This window comes from Streptomyces sp. NPDC048353 (genome assembly GCF_055587165.1).
Genome location: NZ_JBVJGU010000001.1, coordinates 134,581 through 153,988, shown reverse-complemented (window position 1 = coordinate 153,988; position 19,408 = coordinate 134,581). Strand labels below are relative to the sequence as shown.

Sequence of the window (19,408 nt, the reverse complement as noted above, 5' to 3'; positions counted from 1 at the left end):
TCCGAGGGGTGACGCGAGACGGGAGTTGGTGAAGTGATAGCCCCTGGGCGAACGGCACGTCAATGGTCTGAACCAGATTGCGGACTAGACCAATTGACAGAAGAAAGACCTCGTCAGAGAGGTGCAGCACACAAAGGAACCGCCCGCCACCACAGGTGACGAGCGGTTTAAGGTTCACTTAGGGGAGACGGGGCCGATCGTTGCGGACTGAACCAACCCGCCGCTTTCCTAAGGCCTTTCGCCGAGTGCCGGCAGGCCGTACGCGTCCGCGATCAACTCGTAGCTCCGCAGCCGCGCCTCTCCGCCGTGCGCGTTGGCCGTGATCATCAGCTCGTCGGCGCCGGTCCGCTTGCGCAGATCGTCCAGGCCCGTCCGGACCTCGTCCGCCGTGCCGAACACGACGTTCGCCAGCCAGCCGTTCACGAACTCCTCCTCCGCCGCGCCGAAGGGGTACGCCTCCGCCTCCTCCGGCGTCGGGATCAGGCCGGGCCGGCCCGTGCGCAGCCGCAGCATCGACAGCGCTCCGGTGAGGACCTGGCGGCGGGCCTCCTTCGCGTCGTCGTGCGCGAGCGCGGCCACGCCGATGAGCGCGTACGGCGCGTCGAGCGCCTCCGAGGGACGGAAGGAGTCCCGGTAGAGGTCGAGCGCCGGGAGGGTGTTCTGCGCGGAGAAGTGGTGGGCGAAGGCGAACGGCAGGCCGAGCATGCCGGCGAGCCGCGCGCTGAAGCCGGAGGAGCCGAGCAGCCAGATCGGCGGGCGCCCCTTCGGCCCCTGCACCGGACCGGGCACGGCATGGATCCGGGCGTACGGGTGCCCGTCCGGGAAGTCGTCGTCCAGGAAACGGGTCAGCTCGACGAGCTGCTGCGGGAAGTCGTCGGCGCCTTCGTTCGGCCGGTCCGTCCGGCGCAGGGCGGCGGCCGTGGCACCGTCCGTACCGGGCGCGCGCCCGAGGCCGAGGTCGATCCGGCCCGGGGCGAGGGCCTCCAGCGTGCCGAACTGCTCGGCGATCACCAGCGGGGCGTGGTTGGGCAGCATCACCCCGCCCGAGCCCAGCCGGATGCGGCGGGTGTGCGCGGCGAGATGGGCCAGGATCACGGCCGGCGAGGAGGAGGCGACCCCGGGCATCGAGTGGTGCTCCGCGACCCAGTGCCGGTGGTAGCCGCGCCGCTCGGCGAGCCTGCCGATCTCGACGCTGGTGGCCAGGGCCTGCGTCGCCGTCCGGCCGCTGCCGACGGTCACCAGGTCCAGTACGGACAGCGGTACGGGCGAGTCCCCGTGTGCCGTGCCCCGAATCGCGTCGCTCACCGTAGACGACCCTTCCGCAAAGACGTGTGTACGGAGAACCAGAACAGGAGGGTGTCTCCGCTTATTCCGCAGGATTGACATGTTCGGGTTCGGGTAGCCGCGCCGCCATGGCTCGAATAGGTCTATCCAGCAGGACAGAACGCCTCAAACGCCGTACCCTCCTCGTCGGCACCGCCGCAGGCGCCGCCACGGCGCTCGGCGCGACCGGGTGCGCGCGGGTCGCCTCCGGCGACACCCTCGACCGGCTCAGATCCCAGCGCACCGTCCGCCTCGGCATCGCCGGCGAGGTGCCCTACGGCTACGTCGACGAGCAGGGCGCGTTCACCGGCGAGGCCCCCGAGCTGGCCCGGGTGATCTTCCGGCGCCTCGGCATCGCGAACGTCCAGCCGGTGGCGACCGACTTCGCCTCGCTCATCCCCGGCCTCAACTCCCAGCAGTTCGACGTCGTCTCCGCCGGGATGTACATCAACAAGGAGCGCTGCGCCCAGGTCCTCTTCGCCGACCCCGAGTACCAGATGCTCGACTCCTTCATCGTCCGCAAGGGCAACCCGAAGGGCCTGCGGTCCTACGAGGACGTGGTGCGCCGGAAGGCGCGCTTCGCCACCGGCAGCGGCTACGCCGAGATCGCGTACGCCGTCGCCGCCGGTTACCCCGAGAAGGACATCGTGATCCTCCAGGACCAGGTCGCCGGGTTGAACGCGGTCGAGTCCGGCCGGGTCGACGTGTTCGCGGGGACCGCCCTCACCGCCCGTTCCGTGGTGCGTAAATCGGCCAAGGCCGAGGCCACCGAACCCTTCGCCGCCGTCGTCGACGGCAAGCGGAAGATCGACGGCGGCGGCTTCGCCTTCCGGCCCACCGACACCTCCCTGCGGGACGCCTTCAACGTCGAGCTGCACAAGATGAAGAAGAGCGGCGAACTCTTCCGGATCCTGCGGCGCTTCGGCTTCACCGAGTCCGAGATGACCACCCTCACCGCCGAGGAGCTGTGCCGATGACCGCGGGACTCTGGCAGAACTGGGTCCTGCCCGGCATCTGGATCACCCTCCAGCTCCTGATCGCCTCCGCCGCGCTCGCCGCGCTGGTCGCCTTCACCGTCGGCACGGCCCGCACCCACCGCGCCCGCACGGTGCGCTTCCTCGCCGGGCTCTACACCGAGGTCTTCCGCGGCACCTCCGCGCTGATCCTGATGTTCTGGCTCTTCTTCGTGCTGCCGCCGCTGATCGGCTGGCAGCTCGTCCCGATGTGGGCGGCGATCCTCGCGCTCGGCCTCTCCTACGGGGCCTACGGCGCCGAGATCGTGCGCGGCGGCCTGAACGCCGTACCCCGGGCGCAGCGGGAGGCGGGCATCGCGCTCAGCCTCACGCCCTGGCAGCGGCTGCGGCTGGTCCTGCTCCCGCAGGCCGTGCCCGAGATGATCCCGCCCTTCTGCAACCTCCTCGTCGAGCTGCTCAAGGGCACCGCGCTGGTCTCGCTGCTCGGCGTCGGCGACGTGTCGTTCGCCGCGTACCTGGTGCGGCTCGCGACCCAGGAGAGCGGCGGGATCTACACCGTCACCCTCCTCGTGTACTTCGTGATCGCGCTGGTGATCACCCGCTCCATGAAGGCCCTGGAGCGACGCACCAAGGCGAACCTGGGGGTGGTGGCCAAGTGAACTGGGACTGGTCCGCGGTGGCGGACTTCATGCCGCGCTTCTGGGACGGGCTGCTCGTCACCCTCCAGGTGCTCGTCCTCGGCTCGCTGCTCTCGTTCACCCTCGGTCTGGTGTGGGCGCTCGGCTTCCGGGCCCCCAGCCGGTTCGTCCGGTGGCCGGTGCACGCCGTCACCGAGTTCGTGCGCACCACCCCGCTGCTCGTGCAGCTCTTCTTCCTCTTCTTCGTCCTGCCGGAGTGGGGGGTGCAGTTCTCCGCCCTGACCACCGGCACGCTCGCGATCGGGCTGCACTACTCGACGTACACCGCGCAGGTGTACCGCGCCGGCATCGACGCGGTCCCGGCCGGCCAGTGGGAGGCGGCCACGGCGCTCAGCCTGCCCCGCCACCGCACCTGGACGACGGTGATCCTGCCGCAGGCGCTGCGCCGGATCGCGCCCGCGCTCGGCAACTACGTCATCGCGATGCTGAAGGACACCCCGCTCCTGGCCGGGATCAGCGTGCTGGAACTCCTCCAGCAGTCCCGGCTGGAGAGCGCCGCCACCTTCCAGTACACCGAGCCGCTCACCGTGGTCGGTGTGGCGTTCGTCCTGATCGCGTACCCCGCTTCCCTGCTCGTCCGCACCCTGGAGCGCCGCCTTGCCCACTGAAACCGACCATGACCTGATCCGCTTCGAGAACGTCACCAAGCGGTTCGGGGACAACACCGTCCTCGACGATCTCTGCTTCTCGGTCCGGCCCGGCGAGCACGTCACCCTGATCGGACCTTCCGGTTCCGGAAAGACGACGATCCTGCGGCTCCTGATGACCTTGGAGAAGCCCGACGCGGGGACCATCCGGGTCAACGGCGGAAAGCTGTACCCGGCCGACGAGAAGCACCGGCGAGAGGTCCGCAAGAAGATCGGCATGGTCTTCCAGCACTTCAACCTCTTCCCCCATATGTCCGTGTTGCGCAACATCACCGAGGCCCCGGTCCGGGCCCTCGGCAAGAGCCGGGAGGAGGCCGAGGCGCGCGGCCGCGAACTGCTCGACATGGTCGGACTCGGCGACAAGTGCGAGGCCAGACCCGCACAGCTCTCCGGCGGACAGCAGCAGCGGGTCGCGATCGCGCGGGCCCTGGCGATGGAGCCGCAGGTGCTGCTGCTCGACGAGGTCACCTCGGCGCTCGACCCGGAGCTGGTGGCCGGCGTGCTCGACCTGCTGCGGGACATCGCGCGGACGACGGACATCACGATGATCTGCGTGACGCACGAGATGAACTTCGCCCGGGACATCTCCGACCAGGTGCTGATGTTCGACGGCGGAAAGGTGATCGAGTCCGGTTCCCCGGAAAAAATCTTCTCGGATCCGGAGCACGAACGCACGCGCGAGTTCCTCGGCGCGGTGCTCTGACCTGAGCCTCTGTCGGGCAGGTGTGACCCTGGCATATGCCAGGGGGGTGAGCCCCAGTGCAGCCCCCCGGGGCACCGCATCAAACTCGCCAACAGCCGCCCCGGAAACGGCTCTTGACGGCTATCGTGGTACGGAAGCTTGCGGTCACAACCTGGTAGGGGGAAACCGTGGCGCTGAAGCCCGAGCCCACCGCGCCGTTCCACTCGGTGCAATACGCCCTGCGCGTCCTCGAGACGGTCTCGCGGCACGGTGGCGGGGTGACGGACGTCCAGATCGCGCGTGAGACCGGTCTGCCCGTCGCCCATCTGGCGTCCCTGCTGCTCATGCTGCGCCGCGAGGGGTACGTCGAGCAGGTCGCCGACGGCGCGTACGTCATCGGCGACTCGCTCGTCCTCCTGGGCTCCGGCATGACCCGCCGCGAGGCCCTGGAGGGCAAGCTCCAGGAGACCCTGACCGAACTGCGCGACTCCGTCGGAGCCGCGGTCTACATCTCCCGGTACATCGACGGCGAGGTGAAGATCACCCAGTTCGCCGACGGCCCGCGGACGCCCAAGGTCAACGAATGGGTCGACTTCCGCTCGGCCGCGCACGCCAGCGCCGTCGGCAAGTGCCTGCTCACCCAGCTCGACCAGAACGGCCGCCGGGACCACCTCTCCCGCCACAAGATCGCCCGGCTCACCTCCCGGACGATCACCAACGAGAAGGTGCTCTTCTCCAAGCTCGACAGCCAGCCGCCGACCGTCCCCGTGCTCGACCTGCAGGAGTACGCCGTGGGCACGGTCTGCGCGGCGGTGCCGCTGACGGCCGGCGCCTCCGTGGGCTGCCTCGCGCTCTCCCTGCCGATCGAGCACGCCCACCGGCTGCGCTCCGCCGCGGACACCCTGAACCGCAGAGCCGCGCCCGTGGTCCTCTCGCTGGCGATCTAGGGCGTGTCCGGAAACCATCGGCCCCGGCCTGCGGGCCCGGGGCCGCGGGGGTGAGGAGCCGCCCGGCGTGGCGACGCGTGGGGTGGTCCGGAGCACCCCTGGGGACCGGGTAGTATTTTCTCTGTCAGCAGGCGCCGCTAGCTCAGTTGGTTAGAGCAGCTGACTCTTAATCAGCGGGTCCGGGGTTCGAGTCCCTGGCGGCGCACAGACGGAAGAAGCCCCTCGCGGAAGCGGGGGGCTTCTTCGTGCGCCCGATGCGCCCTCTCAGGGCGGCGGGAGCGGGCGGCCGTGGGCGGCATGGCGGGCGCGGAGTTCCGAGACGGCGGCGGGGGTCAGCCGCTCGTACGGCGCCCCGGGGGCGGGGCGCCACCAGACGGGGTCCTCGCAGAGGAAGGCCTCCCGGCGCAGGGCCACGCGGTGGATCTTGTTGGTGGCCGTGAGGGGCAGCTCGTCCACGACCCGGACGAAGCGCGGCGGCATCTTCGTCCCGAGATCGGTCTGGGCGGCGAGAAAGGCCTCGAAGCCGGCCGGGTCGAAACGGACGCGGGAGGCGGGGCCGGGGGCGGAGACGGGCGGGGGCGCGCCGCCGATGTCGGGGCCGGAAGCGGAGGCGGGCGGGGGCGCGCCGCCGATGTCGGGGCCGGTCCTGGGGACTGGCTCGGGCTCGGGGCCGGGGCCCGGCGCCGAGGCGCGCAAGGCGATCGCCGCCATGACCTGGTCGCCCGCGACCGGGTCGGGTATCGCGTAGACCGCGACCCCGGCCGCCTGATCCCAGCGGGAGAGGATCCCCTCGATCACCGCCGCCGCCAGGTTCTCGCTGTCCACCCGCAGCCGATCGTCCGTTCGCCCGGCGAAGTAGAGGAAGCCCCGCGCGTCCCGGTAGAAGAGGTCCCCGGTCCAGTACCAGCCGCCCCTGCGCCGGGCCGCGTCCGCCTCGGGGTTGCGCCAGTACCCCTCGAAGGGGCTCGGCCCGCGGTTGACCAGTTCGCCGATCGCCGCCTCGGCGTTGAGCAGGCCACCCGAGGGCGAGAGCACGGCCCGCGCGCACTCCGCGCCGGTCGCCGGGTCCACCACCGCCAAGTCGTCCCCCGGCGCGGCCCGCCCGATCGCCCCCGCCGGCGTGTCCGGGGTCCGCTGGATCGCCGCGCCGCCCTCCGAGGAGCCGTACCCCTCCACGAGCCGGGCGCCGAACCGCGCCTCGAAGCGGGCGGCGTCCACCGTGCCCGCCTCCGTACCGAAGCCGAGGCGCAGCCCGTGCGCCCGGTCGTCCGGCCCCGCCGGGGTGGCCAGGAGGTACTGGATCGCCCGGCCGACGTAGGTGAAGTACGTGGCGCCGAACTCCCGTACGTCGGGCAGGAAGCGGGAGGCCGAGAAGCGGGCCCGCAGCGCCACCCCCGCCCCGGCCGCCAGTGCGGGGGCCCAGTCGGCGATCACCGCGTTGCCGTGGAACATCGGCATGCAGACGTAGTGGACGTCGTCGGGCCGCACGGCGAAGTGCGCGGCGAGCGAGCCGCCCGCGGCCGCCAGGCGCCGCTGGGTGCAGATCGCCGCCTTCGGCGCGCCGGTCGAGCCGGAGGTGAAGTAGAGCAGCATCCGGCTGTCCGGCGTGACCGGGCGGACCACCGCCTCGCCCGGCTTCGCGCCCTCGAACGGCGCGAGGAGCGCGCGGTACGCGTCGGTGTCGGTCACCAGCAGCCGTACGCCCGGCAGCGGGACGCCGTCGAGCAGGGGAAGGTACGCACGCCGGGTGACCAGGATCCGGCACTCGGTGTGCCGGATGTCCCGGGCCAGTTCGGCCCCGCGCCGGGTGGGGTTGATCCCGGCGACGGCGGCCCCCGCGAGGGCCGCCGCGCTCAGCCAGAGCGGGAACTCCGGTGAGTTGTCGAGCAGGACCCCGAGGTGCGGCTCGGCACCCCGAGGCAGCAGGTCCACGAGCAGCGCGGCCCGCGCGGCGGCGCCCGCGGCGACCTGGTGGTGGGTGAGAGCGTGGTGCTCGTCCCTCAGTCCGATCCGGTGGTCGCCCCATTGGCGCCGTACGAGCTCCGCGACGGTGTCCGCACCCCTCATGGCCCGGACCATAACTGACGAACCGTCAGAACTGAACATCCGAACAGGCGTAGAAGGCGTTCGCCGTGTCGGCGACCGTCCACACCGCCAGGATCAGGTGCTTGCCGGTCTTGCCCGCCGGGATCGTCCCGGAGTGCGAGAGCGTGGCCGGCGGCTGCTGGCTGTTGTACGGGACGGTCAGGAAGGGCTGCGAGTCGAGAGCGGCCCTGGTGAGCGGCTTGGTCCGGTCCCAGCCGTTCTTGGTGATGTAGTACCGGAAATCGGTGGTGCGGTGGCGGGCGGTGAACTGCCAGCGGAAGCTGTAGCTCTGGCCCGCCGTGACCTGGGTGGCGGGCCAGTTGCCGCCGCGCGGGTCGTCCAGCTGGGAGAAGTGCGAGATGCCGGCCGAGCAGAGTTTTCCGTCGGCGGGGCCGGCGGAGGGGAAGCCCTTGGGGCCCTCGACCGACTGCGGCTCCCACTGGATGGAGCCGCAGTTGGTCACGGTGCCGTTGGCGCAGAGCTTCTGCCTGCTGATCGGAGAGTCGGTGTAGCCATGGCTGCTGGCGCTGCTGGTGGCGAAGAGGGAGGCGCCGGCGACGCCGAGCGCCACCGCCGCCACGCCTATCTTTTTGCGCATGCTGTCGCTCCTGATGAACGTGGGGGAGTTCGATGAGCCGTGCTGCACGCGTGCGGCAGTCGTGCGGCACCGCCGCGGGCCTTCCGCGGTAGTACCTATTCCGGTCTAGACCAAGTACCAAGGTATGGACGGAACTTGCCTCTGTCCAGACCCGTCACGCGCCCTCTCCCGGGCCCGACCGGCCGGTGTAGAACGCCACCGTCAGGTCCTTGACCAGCGCCTTGCGGTCGTAGTCGTCCAGCTCCACCAGACCACGCGTGGTCAGCCGGTGGACCACGTCGTCCACCGCGTCCACGACGGCGGTCAGCACGCTGTCCCGGTGCTTGGCGTCGATCGCGGCGATCCGGCGGCGCCGCATCGCGGCGGCCAGCTCGGGGGCGTACTCGATCCGGGTCGGCTGCGCCGAGAACACGTCGATCCCGACCGGCGCGCACTCCGCGGAGAGCATCCGGGTCAGGGCCTCGCCGACCGCCTCCGCGTCCCGCAGGGTGGGGGCGTCCTCGTGGAACGCGTCGGCGGGGAGCTGGGACAGGACCCGCGCCATGGCCGCCTCGACCTGCTCGCGCAGGTACTCCTCGTGGCCCTCGACCCCCAGGGCGGCGCGGACGGTGTCCCGGATGCGCCAGACCACGAGCACCACCACATCGAGCGCGGTGCCCTTGGCGTCCACGGCGGGCAGCGGCTCGCTGCGCCAGTGGCGGAGGCGGACGTCGACCCGGCGGCGCAGCAGGAGCGGGCTGATCCAGACGAGGCCGGTGCGGCGGACGCTGCCGCGGTAGTCGCCGAAGAGGGTCAGGACCCAGGCGTAGCCGACGCGGCCGCGGCCGAGACCGCCGAAGGAGAAGAGGGCGGCCAGGACGCCGAGGGCGAGCAGCCCCCACTGTCCGAGGTGGATGCCGTGGTACGGGCGCGGGGACAGCCGGAGCATCCGGTCGACCGCCCCGGGCACCGCGCCGGTCCACCACACCACGGCCGCGCAGCCGGCGAGCGCCAGCAGACCGCCGAGGATGCCGAGCCACCCGGGGAACGCCCTGCCCGGACGCTCGACGAGCTGGGGGTCGGCGGTGGGGGCGGGGCGGGCGGGCTCCGGGCGGGCGTGCTTGGGGAGGGCCGGCCTGGTGGACGGCGTGGGGGACGCCGGGGCGGCGCCGGACGTCCGCGGGGTGGCGGGCGCGAGGGCCACGGCGGCGGCGAGGGCGACGGTGGCCGGACCGCCGTCGTCGTCCCCGCGGGGCGCGTCGCCCGCGGGGCGCTCGGGCTCGTCGCGGAAGAGGAGGTGCACCGGGATCGACCCGGTCGTCTCGTTCCCGATCACCGTCTTGCGCCTCGGCAGCGAGCGCGGCGGGGCCTGCCTGGCCCGCACGGAGGTGACCTCGGCGACGACGGGCACGGTGATCGTACGGACCCCGGCGGCGGCGATCCGCCGGAAGTCGGCGGTCCGCCGCCCGCCACCGGACGGGGCGGCGCCCTTGGGGGGACGGGGGCCGGTCGTCGGGGTGCCGGGGTCGTTGCCGGTCGGGGTGCCGGTGCCGGGGTCGTTGCCGGTCGGGGTGCTGGGGCCGCTGCCGGTCGGGGTGCCGGTTCCGGCGAGAGCGGTGCTGATCCGCGCGTGGGGCCCGGCGGGGAAGGTCGGATGCACGGGATCCACGACGCCCGTCGGGGCCGTACCCTCTCGGGGCTTCGGGTCGGCGGGGATGGTCGAGTCCGTGGCACCGCCGCTCGCGGGGGTGTCCCCCGGTACGGACTCCGGGGCGTGGGAAGCCGCCGGCTCCGCGGCGTCCGCTCCGCCCGCGTCGGCGGGAGGCTTCGCGTGCGCGGGACCCGGCCTGGTCGCCTGCCCCGCACCGGCAAGGGTCTCCGGAGCGGCGGTCTCCGCACCCGCTTCGGAGCGAGGCTTCGCGTGCGCGGGACCCGGGCCGGCCACCCGACCCGCACCGGCCGGGGCCTCCGCAACCGCCGTCTTCGTGCCCTCGTCAGCGGCCGGTGAGGTGTCCGCCGTCGCCGCGGGCGCCTCGTCCGTCGGCGTGGACACGCTGGGCGCGGCGGCCTCGCGCACGGCGTCCGCGTCGGCGGGCGCGGCCGTGTCCGGAGCCGTAGAGCCGTCGCCGGGAGTCTCGCCGGAGCCCGCATCGTCCTCCGGAGCGGGGTCCGGGGGCGAGTCCTCGGGAGCGGGGTCGGGGGCCGGGGCCTCGGGAGGCAGCAGGCCGACCGGGTCCGTCGGGCCCGAGACGTTCACCGGGCCCGGCAGGTCGGCCTTCGGGGTGGGCTCGTCGCTCCGCGAACCCGGTGACGCGACCGGGGTCGTCGTGGCCAGGTCGCCGTCCAGGCCGGCGGGAGCGGCCTCCGGCTCGGGAGCCGGCGCGGACCGCTTCGGCCGCCACGCGCGGAGCTCGTCCGTCAGGCGTCTCGCCGTGCGGGCCGCGTCGCGCGAGGCCGCCGCGCCGCCGTCGGGCGCCGGGCCCAGCGGGTTCGGGGTCGATCGGGTCATTCGGTCCACCTCATGCTCTCGGGTTCATCGGAACAGGCGCCGCCAGGTCTCCGGGCCCGGGTAACCGTCGGCCGCGCCGCCGCGCCATCCCTGTGCCCGCTGGAACGCCTCGACATTGCGACGGTCCGCCTCCGACCAGCGCGGACCGGGACCCGACACGTAGTGCTTGCCGTAGCCCCGCTTCACCAACTGTTTGCCCAGCTTCTCCACATATGCGTTGGATTGGCCCGGACGGAAGGAGCCACGCCCGGGGAACCCCGGCGCATCTGCGCTCGAACCGCCCGAACCACTCGAACCGCCGATGTTCCTGCCCTTGCCGGTCACCAGCAGCCGCCAGGTGTGGGGGCCCGGCAGGCCGTTCGCCTCCGCGCCCTTCCAGCCCTGCGCCCGCTGGAACGCCTGGGTCGCCCGGCGGTCCGCGTCGCTCCAGTTCGGCCCCGGGCCCGTGCGGTAGTACGTCGTGGCGCCCCGCCCCACGAGCAGCCGCCCGAGCTGGGTGACGTAGGCGTTGCGGGCACCGGGGCCGAACATCGCGTCACCGGGGTACGGCGTCGCCGCCGCACCCGGTCCGCCGCCCGCGCCGGTGCCGCCCGTCACCGCGTCTGCGCTCACCACCGCCTTGTAGCGGTAGGCGACATAGCGGTCGGAGTGGGTCCAGTACGCCAGGGGTGTCGCCTGCTGACGGGTGCGCGGCTTGGTCTGCTCGTAGGCGACGTACGACGTGTGGGTGTAGTCCGTCCAGCCGCCGAAGATCGTGACGTGCGAACCCTTGGTCGGATCGGCCGGGTTGTGGAAGAGCAGGATGTCGCCCGGCTGCAGCTCGGTGCGGTCGATCCGCTCGGCGAAACGGTCGAGGCTGCCGGTCCACTCGTTGGCGCGCAGGTTCCACGCCATGGAGATGTAGCCCGAGCAGTCCTGGCGGTAGCCGTCCGACCAGTACCTCTCCAACGAGTACGGCACCTGCGCGTTCACCCACCGCTTGGCTCGGTTGATGATCTCGGCGCGGGTCGTCTTCCGCAGGGACTCGGTGGTGATCTGACTGGTCGTCGGAGTCGAGACGGGGGACGGCTGCGAGGCGGGGCCGTGGGCTCCGGGGCGGGGGGTTCCGTGCAGCGGGCCGGTCCCGCCCTGCGGGGTGTCGGGGGCGGGGCCCGAGGTGTCCGCGCCCCCGACGCGCGGGGAGGCGACCACCTCGGCCGCCTCCCTCACCTCTCCCGAATCCTCCGCCCCTGCGGTGTCGGAGACCACCGTCGTTTCCGCGGCTCCGGCCCGCTCAGCCCTCGTCTCCGCCGGGCCCGCGGGGTCGGCCGGCCCGGCCAGGGCGGTCGGTCCCCCGCCGCCCAGGACCGCTCCCGCCGCCGTCACCAGGACCAGCGCCCGGCGCGCTCCGTGCGCGGCGGGATGGCCGCCCGCCCGCACGGGCAGGCCGAGGGCGACATCGCGCCGCCGTTGGGCGCAGCCCGGGCAGCCGCAGTCGGCCGCGGGCTCGTACTCCACGAAGACCGGCACGCTCATGCGCATCCCCTCCACACTCGTCAAGATCTTTTGGCCTGCGATACGGGCGTCAGTGTCTCAACTGTCTGGACATATCGCATTTTGACGGATCGAAGGTAAAAAGGACGATCCGACAGGCCGGTGATCGGTCGGAAATGGTCGGGAGCACTCGCGGGGATCGGGTAAAGTTGTGCAGGTCAGCAGGCGCCGCTAGCTCAGTTGGTTAGAGCAGCTGACTCTTAATCAGCGGGTCCGGGGTTCGAGTCCCTGGCGGCGCACGCAGAGTCGAGGCCCCCTCACCATCGGTGAGGGGGCCTCGGTTGTTCCCGGGCGTGGACCGCGCCGGCTCAGGGCGGGGGCGTCGCGCCCGTGAGGTAGGCGGAGACGACGACGTTCGCCGTGTACGTCCCGACCGTGGGGTCGAAGGTGCCGCCGCAGGTGATCAGCCGCAGCTCGGCCCGGCCGGGCACCCGCGGGCCGTAGACCTGGTGGGGGTCGAAGCCGTCCCGGGGGACGACCCGGACGTCGTCGACGGTGAACTCGGCGACCGAGCCGTCCGACCGCGCCACCCGGACCTTCGCGCCGGGGCGTGCGGAGCTCAGCCCGTAGAAGACGGCCGGCCGGGACGCGGTGTCGACATGGCCGACGAAGAGCGCCGGCCCCCGCGCCCCCGGCCGCGTACCGCCCTCGAACCAGCCGACGGACCCGGCCGACTCGTACGGCGGGGGGTCGACCGCGCCCGTACGGTCCAGGCCGCGGGGTACCACCGGAGCGGTGACGCCCAGGGAGGGAATGTCGAGCCGGCGGGGCGTCGCGGACGGCAGTGGGCCGTGCGCGGGAGGCAGGGGGGCGTCGAGCGTACGGCCGATCGCGGCGATGTCGCCGTGGGCCGGCGCCGGGTCGTCGCCCGGCCCTTCCCCGCCGCCGCCGTCCCAGAGGCAGAGGGCGAGGAACAGCACCGCCCAGCCGGCGCCGGTCAGCGCCCGCCCGGTGCCCGCCGGGCGGGGCGCGCGGGACACGGCGGGTTCCTCAGTCCGCGCGCCCGGCCGCGTCCTCGCGGCCGCGGCGGGCGCTGCGGAAGGCGACGGCCACGGCGGCGACCGCGGCCATGATCAGGCCGACCAGGGTGTAGGGGGTGCCGAGGCCGCTCTCCGACGCGGTCTGCGCGACGCTCGGCGCGACCGGCGCGGCGAAGGCCACGGCGGCGCCGCCGCCGCCGGCGCGGACCGGGGCGACCGGCGTCGCGTGATGCGTCGGCCGGTGGTCGGACTCGTACGCCGGCCGATAGTCGGACTCGTACGCCGGCTCGTGGGTGGGCCGATGGGTCGGCTCGTGCGTGGGCCGAGGGCTCGGCTTGTGCGGGGGCTCGCTCTGCCGCCGGACGTGGAGCGTCCCGGCGTCCCGGTGGTGGTGACCGTCGCAGGTCACGCTCACCCGGTACGTCCCGCCCTGGAGCCCGGCCCGGAGCGTGGCGCCGCCGAGGAGCGGCGAGATGCCCCCGTCCCAGCCGGCCAGGCGCGCCTCGGCGACGAACGCCTGGGACGCGGCGGTGCCGGTCCGGCCGTGGCAGCCGTGGACGCGGATGCCGACGGCGGCGCCCGGCCGGGCGGTGGACGGGGTGACCGTGACCCTCACCCCGTCGTGCGCGTACGCGCTGCCGGCCGTGGGCACCAGGACGAAGACGGCCGCCGCCCCGGCGGCACACAGGGCAATGGGACCAAAACGCATCGTGACCTCCTGAGATGCAGGGTCACCCCGTTCCCGTCTTCGCGCATCCGCAGGGGCGCGACCAGGGGACGGCCCCCGTCGGTCAGACGCGGTCGACGATGTCCGCGATCGAGTCGACGATCTTCGACGGGCGGAAGGGGTAGCGGTCCACCTCGGCCTGCGTCGTCAGCCCGGTGAGCACGAGGAAGGTCTGCATGCCCGCCTCCAGGCCGGCCAGGATGTCGGTGTCCATCCGGTCGCCGATCATGGCGCTGGACTCGGAGTGGGCGCCGATGGCGTTGAGGCCGGTGCGCATCATCAGCGGGTTGGGCTTGCCCGCGAAGTACGGGTCCTTGCCGGTGGCCTTGGTGATGAGGGCGGCGACGGAGCCGGTGGCCGGGAGCGGGCCCTCCAGGGAGGGGCCGGTCTCGTCGGGGTTGGTGCAGATGAACCGGGCGCCCGCGTTGATCAGCCGGACCGCCTTCGTCATGGCCTCGAAGGAGTACGTCCGGGTCTCGCCGAGGACCACGTAGTCCGGGTCGTGGTCGGTGAGGACGTAGCCGATGTCGTGAAGCGCCGTGGTGAGCCCGGCCTCGCCGATGACGTACGCGGTGCCGCCGGGGCGCTGGTCGTCGAGGAAGCGGGCGGTGGCCAGCGCCGAGGTCCAGATGTTCTCCACGGGCACGTCCAGGCCCATGCGGGCGAGCCGGGCGTGGAGGTCGCGGGCGGTGTAGATCGAGTTGTTGGTGAGGACCAGGAAGGGCTTCCCGGTCTCCCGCAGCTTCTTGATGAAGGCGTCCGCGCCGGGGATCGGAACGCCCTCGTGGATGAGGACGCCGTCCATGTCGGTCAGCCAGGATTCGATCGGCTTGCGCTCTGCCATGTGCGGGGACTCCTGCCGTACAAAAACGTGCCGTGTGCTGGGGGCGCCGCGACAGCGCTGTGGCGACGCCCCCAGACTAGTCAAGCCGTGGTGATCCCGACCCCGTCGATCACCGGGTACCGCGCTCGAGTGGTGGCCGGTCAGCTTCCGGTGGCCGACTTCCAGGCCTCGATGTACGTCTTCAGGTTCTCGTCGATGTCGGCCCAGTCCGGCTCGAAGATCTCGACGCCCTTCAGCAGCCCGGCCAGCGCGATCGCGTTGGCGTCGGTGGCCTTGACGTCCTTGCGGGCCGGGAACCCGCCGCCGATCTCGCTGACCTGGCGCTGCGCCTTCTCGGCGAGCATGAAGTCGAGCAGCTTCTTGGCGTTCTCGCTGTGCGGGGCCTTGTTCACGAGCCCCGCGGCGTACGGCAGGGCGAAGGTGGTCGGCTTCTCGCCGGCCTTGGCCGGGAACCAGATGCCGAGGTTCGGCATGGACTTGGACTGGGCGAAGTTCATCTGGACGTCGCCGTTGGCGACGAGTATCTCGCCCTTGTCGACCTTGGGCGCGAGCTTGGAGGTGGAGGAGGACGGGCCGACGTTGTTGGCCTGGAGCTTCTTCAGGTACTCCATCGCCGGCTCCTCGCCGTCGAAGTCGTGCATCGCCTTGATGACGACGGCCGTGCCGTCACCGGCGACACCGGGGGTGGAGTACTGCAGCTTGTTCTCGAACTTCGGGTCGAGCAGCTCCTCCCATGTCTTGGGGGCCTGCTCGAGCTGCTCCTTGTTGTAGATGAAGCCGAAGTAGTTGTTGACCACCGAGGTCCACTTGCCGTCCTCGGCCTTGTCGCCTCCGCCGACCCACTCCGCGCCCTCGGGGACGTACGTCTGGAGGAGTCCCTTGGAGTCGGCCTGCTGGATGAAGGGCGGCAGGGTCACGATGATGTCGGCCTGCGTGTTGTTCTTCTCGCGGACGGCGCGCTGCACCATCTCGCCGGAGCCGCCCTCGACGTACTCGACCTTGATGCCGGTCTGCTTCTCGAAGTCGGCGAAGACCTTGTCGTACCAGCCGTCGCCCTTCTCGCCCTTGAGACCGTCGGCGCTGTAGACGGTGACGACCTTCTCGGTGGAGGCGGTGGAGGTGCCCCCGCAGGCGGTCAGGGTGGCGGCGAGGACGAGGCTGCCGGTGACGGCGGCGATCGGCCTGAGGTGCTGGGACGTGGTGCGCATGACGTCGTTCTCTCCTGTGTGCGGCGGGGCTTCGCGGGGACGACCGCGCGGGGGACGGACCGCGCGGGGAACGGACCGAGCCGGGGCTCGGGGGCTCAGCGGTAGGACGCTTTGGTACGGATCCGGGAGACGGCGAGCAGGACGAGCAGGGTGGTCGCCATCAGGACCACGGCGAGCGCCGAGCCGGTGAAGAGGGAGCCGCGGTCGGTGGCGGTGAAGATGAGCACCGGCAACGGCAGCCAGTCCGGCGGGTAGAGCATCATCGTGGCGCTCAGCTCGCCCATGGACAGGGCGAAGCAGAGCCCGGCGGCCGCGTTCAGGGACGGCAGCAGGAGCGGCAGCTTCACCCGGAGCAGGACGTACGCGGGGCCGGCGCCCAGACTGGCCGCCGCCTGCTCGTACATCGGGTCGAGCCGGCGGATGGCGGCCGAGACCGACTGGTAGGCGAAGGCCGTGACCAGAACGGTGTGCGCCAGGATCACGATCCAGCGCGTGCCGTTGAGGAGCACCGGCGGCTGCGAGAAGGCGACCAGGACGGCGAGGCCCACCACCACCGACGGCACCGCGACCGGCAGCATGAACAGCGCGTCCAGGACCCTGCGGCCCCGCTTGCGCAGGGCGGAGGCGGCGAGCGCCGCCCAGGTGCCCATCGTCAGGGCGAGGACGCTCGCGGTGACCGCCGTGATCAGGCTGGTGGTGAGCGCCTGCAGGGACTCCCCGCGCACGGCGGCCGCGTAGTGCTCGGCCGTCGGCCCGGAGGGGAAGGCGCCGGACCAGTTCGTGGAGAAGGAGGCGGCGATGATGACGAGGAGGGGCAGGGCGAAGAGCGGGACGAAGAGGACCGCGAACACCGCCCACGCCGTCCACCTGCCCGTTCGGCTATGCACCAGCACGGCGGCTCACCACCCGGTAGAGGCCGTAGAGACCCACGGAGATTGCGACGTTGACGACGGCGACGACACAGGCGGCGGCGTAGTCGGACTCGAGGATGGCCTTGCCGTAGACGAGCATGGGGAGCGTCGTGACGCCCTTGGCGCCGGTGAACAGCACGATCCCGAACTCGTTGAGGCACATGACCAGGACGAGGCTGCCACCGGCGGCGAGCGCGGGCAGCGCCTCGGGCAGGATCACCTGCCGGACGATCCGCAGCGGCCGCGCGCCCAGCGAGGACGCCGCCTCCAGCTGTCCCGTCTCCATCTGCGAGAACGCGGCGAGGAGCGGACGCATCACGAAGGGCGTGAAGTACGTGATCTCCGCGAGGAGGACGCCCCAGGGAGTCGTCAGGAAGCGGAAGGGCCCGGCGGAGGCGCCGGTGACGTCCGTCCACACCCCGTTGGCCATGCCGACCGTGCCGTAGACGAACAGCAGGGCGAGCGTGATCAGGAAGGACGGGAAGGAGAGGAAGACGTCGATGAACTTCGACACCGCCTTCCCGCCGGGGAAGGGGACGAACGCGATGACCAGGGCGAGCACGAACCCCAGGACCAGACAACCGACCGTGGAGGCGACCGCGAGCCACACGGTGGTGACCAGGGCCTCCCGGAACGCCTCGGAGGCGAAGACGTCGGCGTAGGCGCCGGGGGCGAGGGACTCCTGGACGACGAGGGCCAGGGGGTAGAGGAAGACGAGCGCCAGGACGGCCACGGGAGGCAGCGCCCACAGCAGCGTGGTGGGCACCCGGCGCGCGCCGGCGGCGGGCGGCCCTCCGTCCCGCGCGGACCGCCGGGACGGGCCCGGACCGGAACCGGAGGCCGCACCTGAGGAGGCGGTGGATCCGGTCCCGGCGGGGCCCGGTGAGGAACCGACGGACACGGGACCGGAGGCTCCGGCGGGGCCCGTGGGCACCGCCCGCACGGATCCCTCCCCCGCGGGCGCTCCCCTCCCGCGTCGCCGTCCGGCCGTCACCGCCGGGGCGGTCGCGTCACCCATGGGCCACCCCGGCTCCCAGCAGCACCGCGTCCTCCGGTGCGAAGTGCACGGTGACCCGGTCCCCGAGGGCGGGCGTCTCCCGCAGCTCGCGGACGTCGGCCTTCACCCGCTGCCCTTCCCCGACGTCGACGTACAGGCGGTGCGTCGCCCCCCGCCACTGCACCTCCGCGATCCGCCCCCGCAGCGCGTTCGGCCCGTCGCCGAGGCCGACCAGATGGGGGCGCACGCACAGCGTCGCGGTCGCGCCGGGCGCCGCCCGGTCGGTCGCGACGCTCAGCCGGGCGCCCCCGAAGGAGACCGTGCCGGCCCCCACCGTCACCGGCAGCAGGTTCGCGTTGCCGACGAACGAGGCCGTGAACTCCGTACGGGGACGGCGGTACAGCTCCTGCGGGGTCCCGCAGTCCTGCAGCCGGGCCTTGTCCATGACCGCGATCCGGTCGGCCAGCGTCAGCGCCTCGACCTGGTCGTGGGTGACGTACAGGATCGAGACGTCCGGGAGTTCCCGGTGCAGCCGGGCCAGCTCCGCCAGCATCCCGGAGCGCAGCTGCGCGTCGAGCGCCGACAGCGGCTCGTCGAGCAGCAGTACGTTCGGCCGGATCGCCAGCGCACGGGCGATGGCGACCCGCTGCTGCTGCCCGCCGGACAGCTCGCGCGGATACCGCTTGGCGTAGGCCGCCATCCCGGTCATCTCCAGCGCCTCGGCGACCCTTCCGGGTATCTCGGCCTTGGGCGCCTTCTGGGCCTTCAGGCCGAAGGCCACGTTGTCCTCGACGCGCATGTGCGGGAAGAGGGCGTACTGCTGGACGACCATCCCGATCCCCCGCTTGTGCGGCGGGAGGGCCGTGACGTCGCGGTCGCCGATGAAGACCCGCCCGGAGACGGGCCGCACGAACCCGGCGACGGCCCGCAGCGCGGTCGTCTTCCCCGAGCCGGAGGGCCCGAGCAGTGCCATGACCTCGCCGGGCTCGACGGTCAGGTCGAGCGTGTCGAGCACGGTGTGGTGGCCGTAGGCGACCGAGACGGCGTCGAAGCGGATCCCGCTGGTCATGTCCCGGCCCCCCGCGACCGCGCGAGCAGGGCCGGGAGTTCGGCGACCGAGGGCAGGACGTGCGTGGCGCCGTGCTCCTCGAGCGCGCCCTCGTCGTGGGCTCCGGTCAGCACACCGGCCACGATCCCGGCCCCGGAGCGCACCCCGCTGAGCATGTCGTACGAGGTGTCGCCCGCGACCACGATCCGCCGCACGTCGTCGACGGCTCCGGTACGGAGGAAGGCGCCGAGGACCATGTCCGGGTACGGGCGCCCCCGGCCGCCGGCGTCCGCCGGGCACAGGGTCAGGGGGACCAGGTCGCGCCAGCCGAGGGCGTCGAGGATGGCGTCCTGGGTGACCCGGGCGAAGCCGGTGGTCAGGACGACCGTGCGGCCCTGCTCGGTCAGCTGAGCGATCGCCTCGGCGGCGCCGGGGATCGGAGCGATCAGGCCGCCCGCGACCAGGTCACCGTACGCCTCCTCGAAGGCGAGGTTGGCCTGCTGGGCGCGGGCCTCGTCGCCGCCGAGGAGGTGGCGGAAGACGGAGATCTTGGACTCGCCCATGGTCGCCCGGACGTAGTCGATCATCGTCGCCGGATCCTCGCCGAGGCGCTCCGCGGCGGCCGTGAAGGCCCGCTCGACGAGGCCGCCGTCGGCGACGGTCGTCCCGGCCATGTCCAGGACGACGAGGTCGTGCGTCGGGGTATCGGTCATGTCGG

18 protein-coding genes and 2 tRNA genes are annotated in these 19,408 nt (G+C 72.7%); 7 read left to right on the top strand and 13 right to left on the bottom strand.

All coding sequences use genetic code 11. The annotated features are described in order from the left end of the window. Nucleotides 1–228: 228 nt before the first annotated feature. A complete protein-coding gene (locus ACZ6RC_RS00705; protein ID WP_469578408.1) occupies nt 229–1,305 on the bottom strand; it encodes an LLM class flavin-dependent oxidoreductase in 1,077 nt (358 codons plus the stop codon). 107 nt (nt 1,306–1,412) lie between these two features. Here ACZ6RC_RS00705 and ehuB point away from each other — a divergent pair, with 107 nt between their 5' ends. The 6 genes from ehuB (at nt 1,413) to ACZ6RC_RS00675 (ending at nt 5,476) form a co-directional block, all read left to right on the top strand. Beyond that, a complete protein-coding gene (gene ehuB / locus ACZ6RC_RS00700; protein WP_391143106.1) occupies nt 1,413–2,300 on the top strand; it encodes an ectoine/hydroxyectoine ABC transporter substrate-binding protein EhuB in 888 nt (295 codons plus the stop codon). Continuing rightward, on the top strand, nt 2,297–2,956 hold the full coding sequence (gene ehuC / locus ACZ6RC_RS00695) for an ectoine/hydroxyectoine ABC transporter permease subunit EhuC (RefSeq protein ID WP_391143108.1): 660 nt from the start codon (nt 2,297–2,299) through the stop codon (nt 2,954–2,956). Before ehuB ends, ehuC begins: the two co-directional genes overlap by 4 nt. Beyond that, entirely contained in the window at nt 2,953–3,603 is a 651-nt protein-coding gene (gene ehuD, locus ACZ6RC_RS00690; protein WP_391143110.1) for an ectoine/hydroxyectoine ABC transporter permease subunit EhuD, read from the top strand. The genes ehuC and ehuD overlap by 4 nt, the downstream gene beginning before the upstream one ends. Beyond that, nucleotides 3,593–4,345, top strand: coding sequence for an ectoine/hydroxyectoine ABC transporter ATP-binding protein EhuA (gene ehuA / locus ACZ6RC_RS00685; RefSeq protein ID WP_391143111.1), 753 nt, complete (start codon nt 3,593–3,595; stop codon nt 4,343–4,345). The genes ehuD and ehuA overlap by 11 nt, the downstream gene beginning before the upstream one ends. A gap of 167 nt (nt 4,346–4,512) precedes the next feature. Then, nucleotides 4,513–5,271, top strand: coding sequence for an IclR family transcriptional regulator (locus ACZ6RC_RS00680; RefSeq protein ID WP_391143114.1), 759 nt, complete (start codon nt 4,513–4,515; stop codon nt 5,269–5,271). Between the two features lie 131 nt (nt 5,272–5,402). After that, nucleotides 5,403–5,476 (top strand) — tRNA-Lys (locus ACZ6RC_RS00675). Between the two features lie 59 nt (nt 5,477–5,535). On the opposite strand, the gene ACZ6RC_RS00670 is transcribed toward ACZ6RC_RS00675, so the two are convergent. The 4 genes from ACZ6RC_RS00670 to ACZ6RC_RS00655 all read right to left on the bottom strand — a co-directional run bounded on the left by ACZ6RC_RS00670 (nt 5,536) and on the right by ACZ6RC_RS00655 (nt 11,957). Further along, nucleotides 5,536–7,338 carry an AMP-binding protein gene (locus ACZ6RC_RS00670; protein WP_469578402.1) on the bottom strand — a complete coding sequence of 601 codons (1,803 nt, stop codon included), beginning with the start codon at nt 7,336–7,338 and terminating at the stop codon, nt 5,536–5,538. Between the two features lie 25 nt (nt 7,339–7,363). Continuing rightward, a complete protein-coding gene (locus ACZ6RC_RS00665; protein ID WP_365715303.1) occupies nt 7,364–7,954 on the bottom strand; it encodes a lytic polysaccharide monooxygenase auxiliary activity family 9 protein in 591 nt (196 codons plus the stop codon). Nucleotides 7,955–8,108: 154 nt separating this feature from the next. Continuing rightward, on the bottom strand, nt 8,109–10,442 hold the full coding sequence (locus ACZ6RC_RS00660) for an SPFH domain-containing protein (RefSeq protein WP_469578399.1): 2,334 nt from the start codon (nt 10,440–10,442) through the stop codon (nt 8,109–8,111). Nucleotides 10,443–10,466: 24 nt separating this feature from the next. After that, nucleotides 10,467–11,957 (bottom strand): peptidoglycan-binding protein, encoded by a 1,491-nt coding sequence (locus ACZ6RC_RS00655; RefSeq protein WP_469578396.1) that lies wholly within the window; start codon nt 11,955–11,957, stop codon nt 10,467–10,469. Nucleotides 11,958–12,140: 183 nt separating this feature from the next. On the opposite strand from ACZ6RC_RS00655, the gene ACZ6RC_RS00650 reads away from it, so the two are divergent. Next, a tRNA-Lys gene (locus ACZ6RC_RS00650) sits at nt 12,141–12,214 on the top strand. 69 nt (nt 12,215–12,283) lie between these two features. On the opposite strand, the gene ACZ6RC_RS00645 is transcribed toward ACZ6RC_RS00650, so the two are convergent. The 8 genes from ACZ6RC_RS00645 to ACZ6RC_RS00610 form a co-directional block, all read right to left on the bottom strand. After that, nucleotides 12,284–12,955, bottom strand: a complete 672-nt coding sequence (locus tag ACZ6RC_RS00645) for a class F sortase (RefSeq protein WP_469578393.1) — start codon at nt 12,953–12,955, stop codon at nt 12,284–12,286. 10 nt (nt 12,956–12,965) lie between these two features. Next, nucleotides 12,966–13,664, bottom strand: a complete 699-nt coding sequence (locus ACZ6RC_RS00640; protein WP_469578390.1) for a hypothetical protein — start codon at nt 13,662–13,664, stop codon at nt 12,966–12,968. Nucleotides 13,665–13,746: 82 nt separating this feature from the next. Further along, nucleotides 13,747–14,526 carry an HAD-IIA family hydrolase gene (locus tag ACZ6RC_RS00635; protein ID WP_391143131.1) on the bottom strand — a complete coding sequence of 260 codons (780 nt, stop codon included), beginning with the start codon at nt 14,524–14,526 and terminating at the stop codon, nt 13,747–13,749. Nucleotides 14,527–14,666: 140 nt separating this feature from the next. Beyond that, nucleotides 14,667–15,734: a 2-aminoethylphosphonate ABC transporter substrate-binding protein gene (locus ACZ6RC_RS00630; RefSeq protein ID WP_469578386.1), complete on the bottom strand. Its 1,068-nt coding sequence runs from the start codon at nt 15,732–15,734 to the stop codon at nt 14,667–14,669. A gap of 95 nt (nt 15,735–15,829) precedes the next feature. Further along, nucleotides 15,830–16,627 (bottom strand): ABC transporter permease, encoded by a 798-nt coding sequence (locus tag ACZ6RC_RS00625; RefSeq protein ID WP_469578383.1) that lies wholly within the window; start codon nt 16,625–16,627, stop codon nt 15,830–15,832. Beyond that, nucleotides 16,614–17,411 (bottom strand): 2-aminoethylphosphonate ABC transporter permease subunit, encoded by a 798-nt coding sequence (locus ACZ6RC_RS00620; protein ID WP_391143360.1) that lies wholly within the window; start codon nt 17,409–17,411, stop codon nt 16,614–16,616. Before ACZ6RC_RS00620 ends, ACZ6RC_RS00625 begins: the two co-directional genes overlap by 14 nt. A gap of 244 nt (nt 17,412–17,655) precedes the next feature. Next, nucleotides 17,656–18,711 (bottom strand): ABC transporter ATP-binding protein, encoded by a 1,056-nt coding sequence (locus ACZ6RC_RS00615; protein ID WP_469578380.1) that lies wholly within the window; start codon nt 18,709–18,711, stop codon nt 17,656–17,658. Then, the gene (locus ACZ6RC_RS00610) at nt 18,708–19,403 is read right to left on the bottom strand and encodes a phosphonatase-like hydrolase (RefSeq protein WP_469578377.1); all 696 of its coding nucleotides are present in this window, start codon (nt 19,401–19,403) and stop codon (nt 18,708–18,710) included. The genes ACZ6RC_RS00615 and ACZ6RC_RS00610 overlap by 4 nt, the downstream gene beginning before the upstream one ends. Between the last annotated feature and the right edge of the window lie 5 nt (nt 19,404–19,408).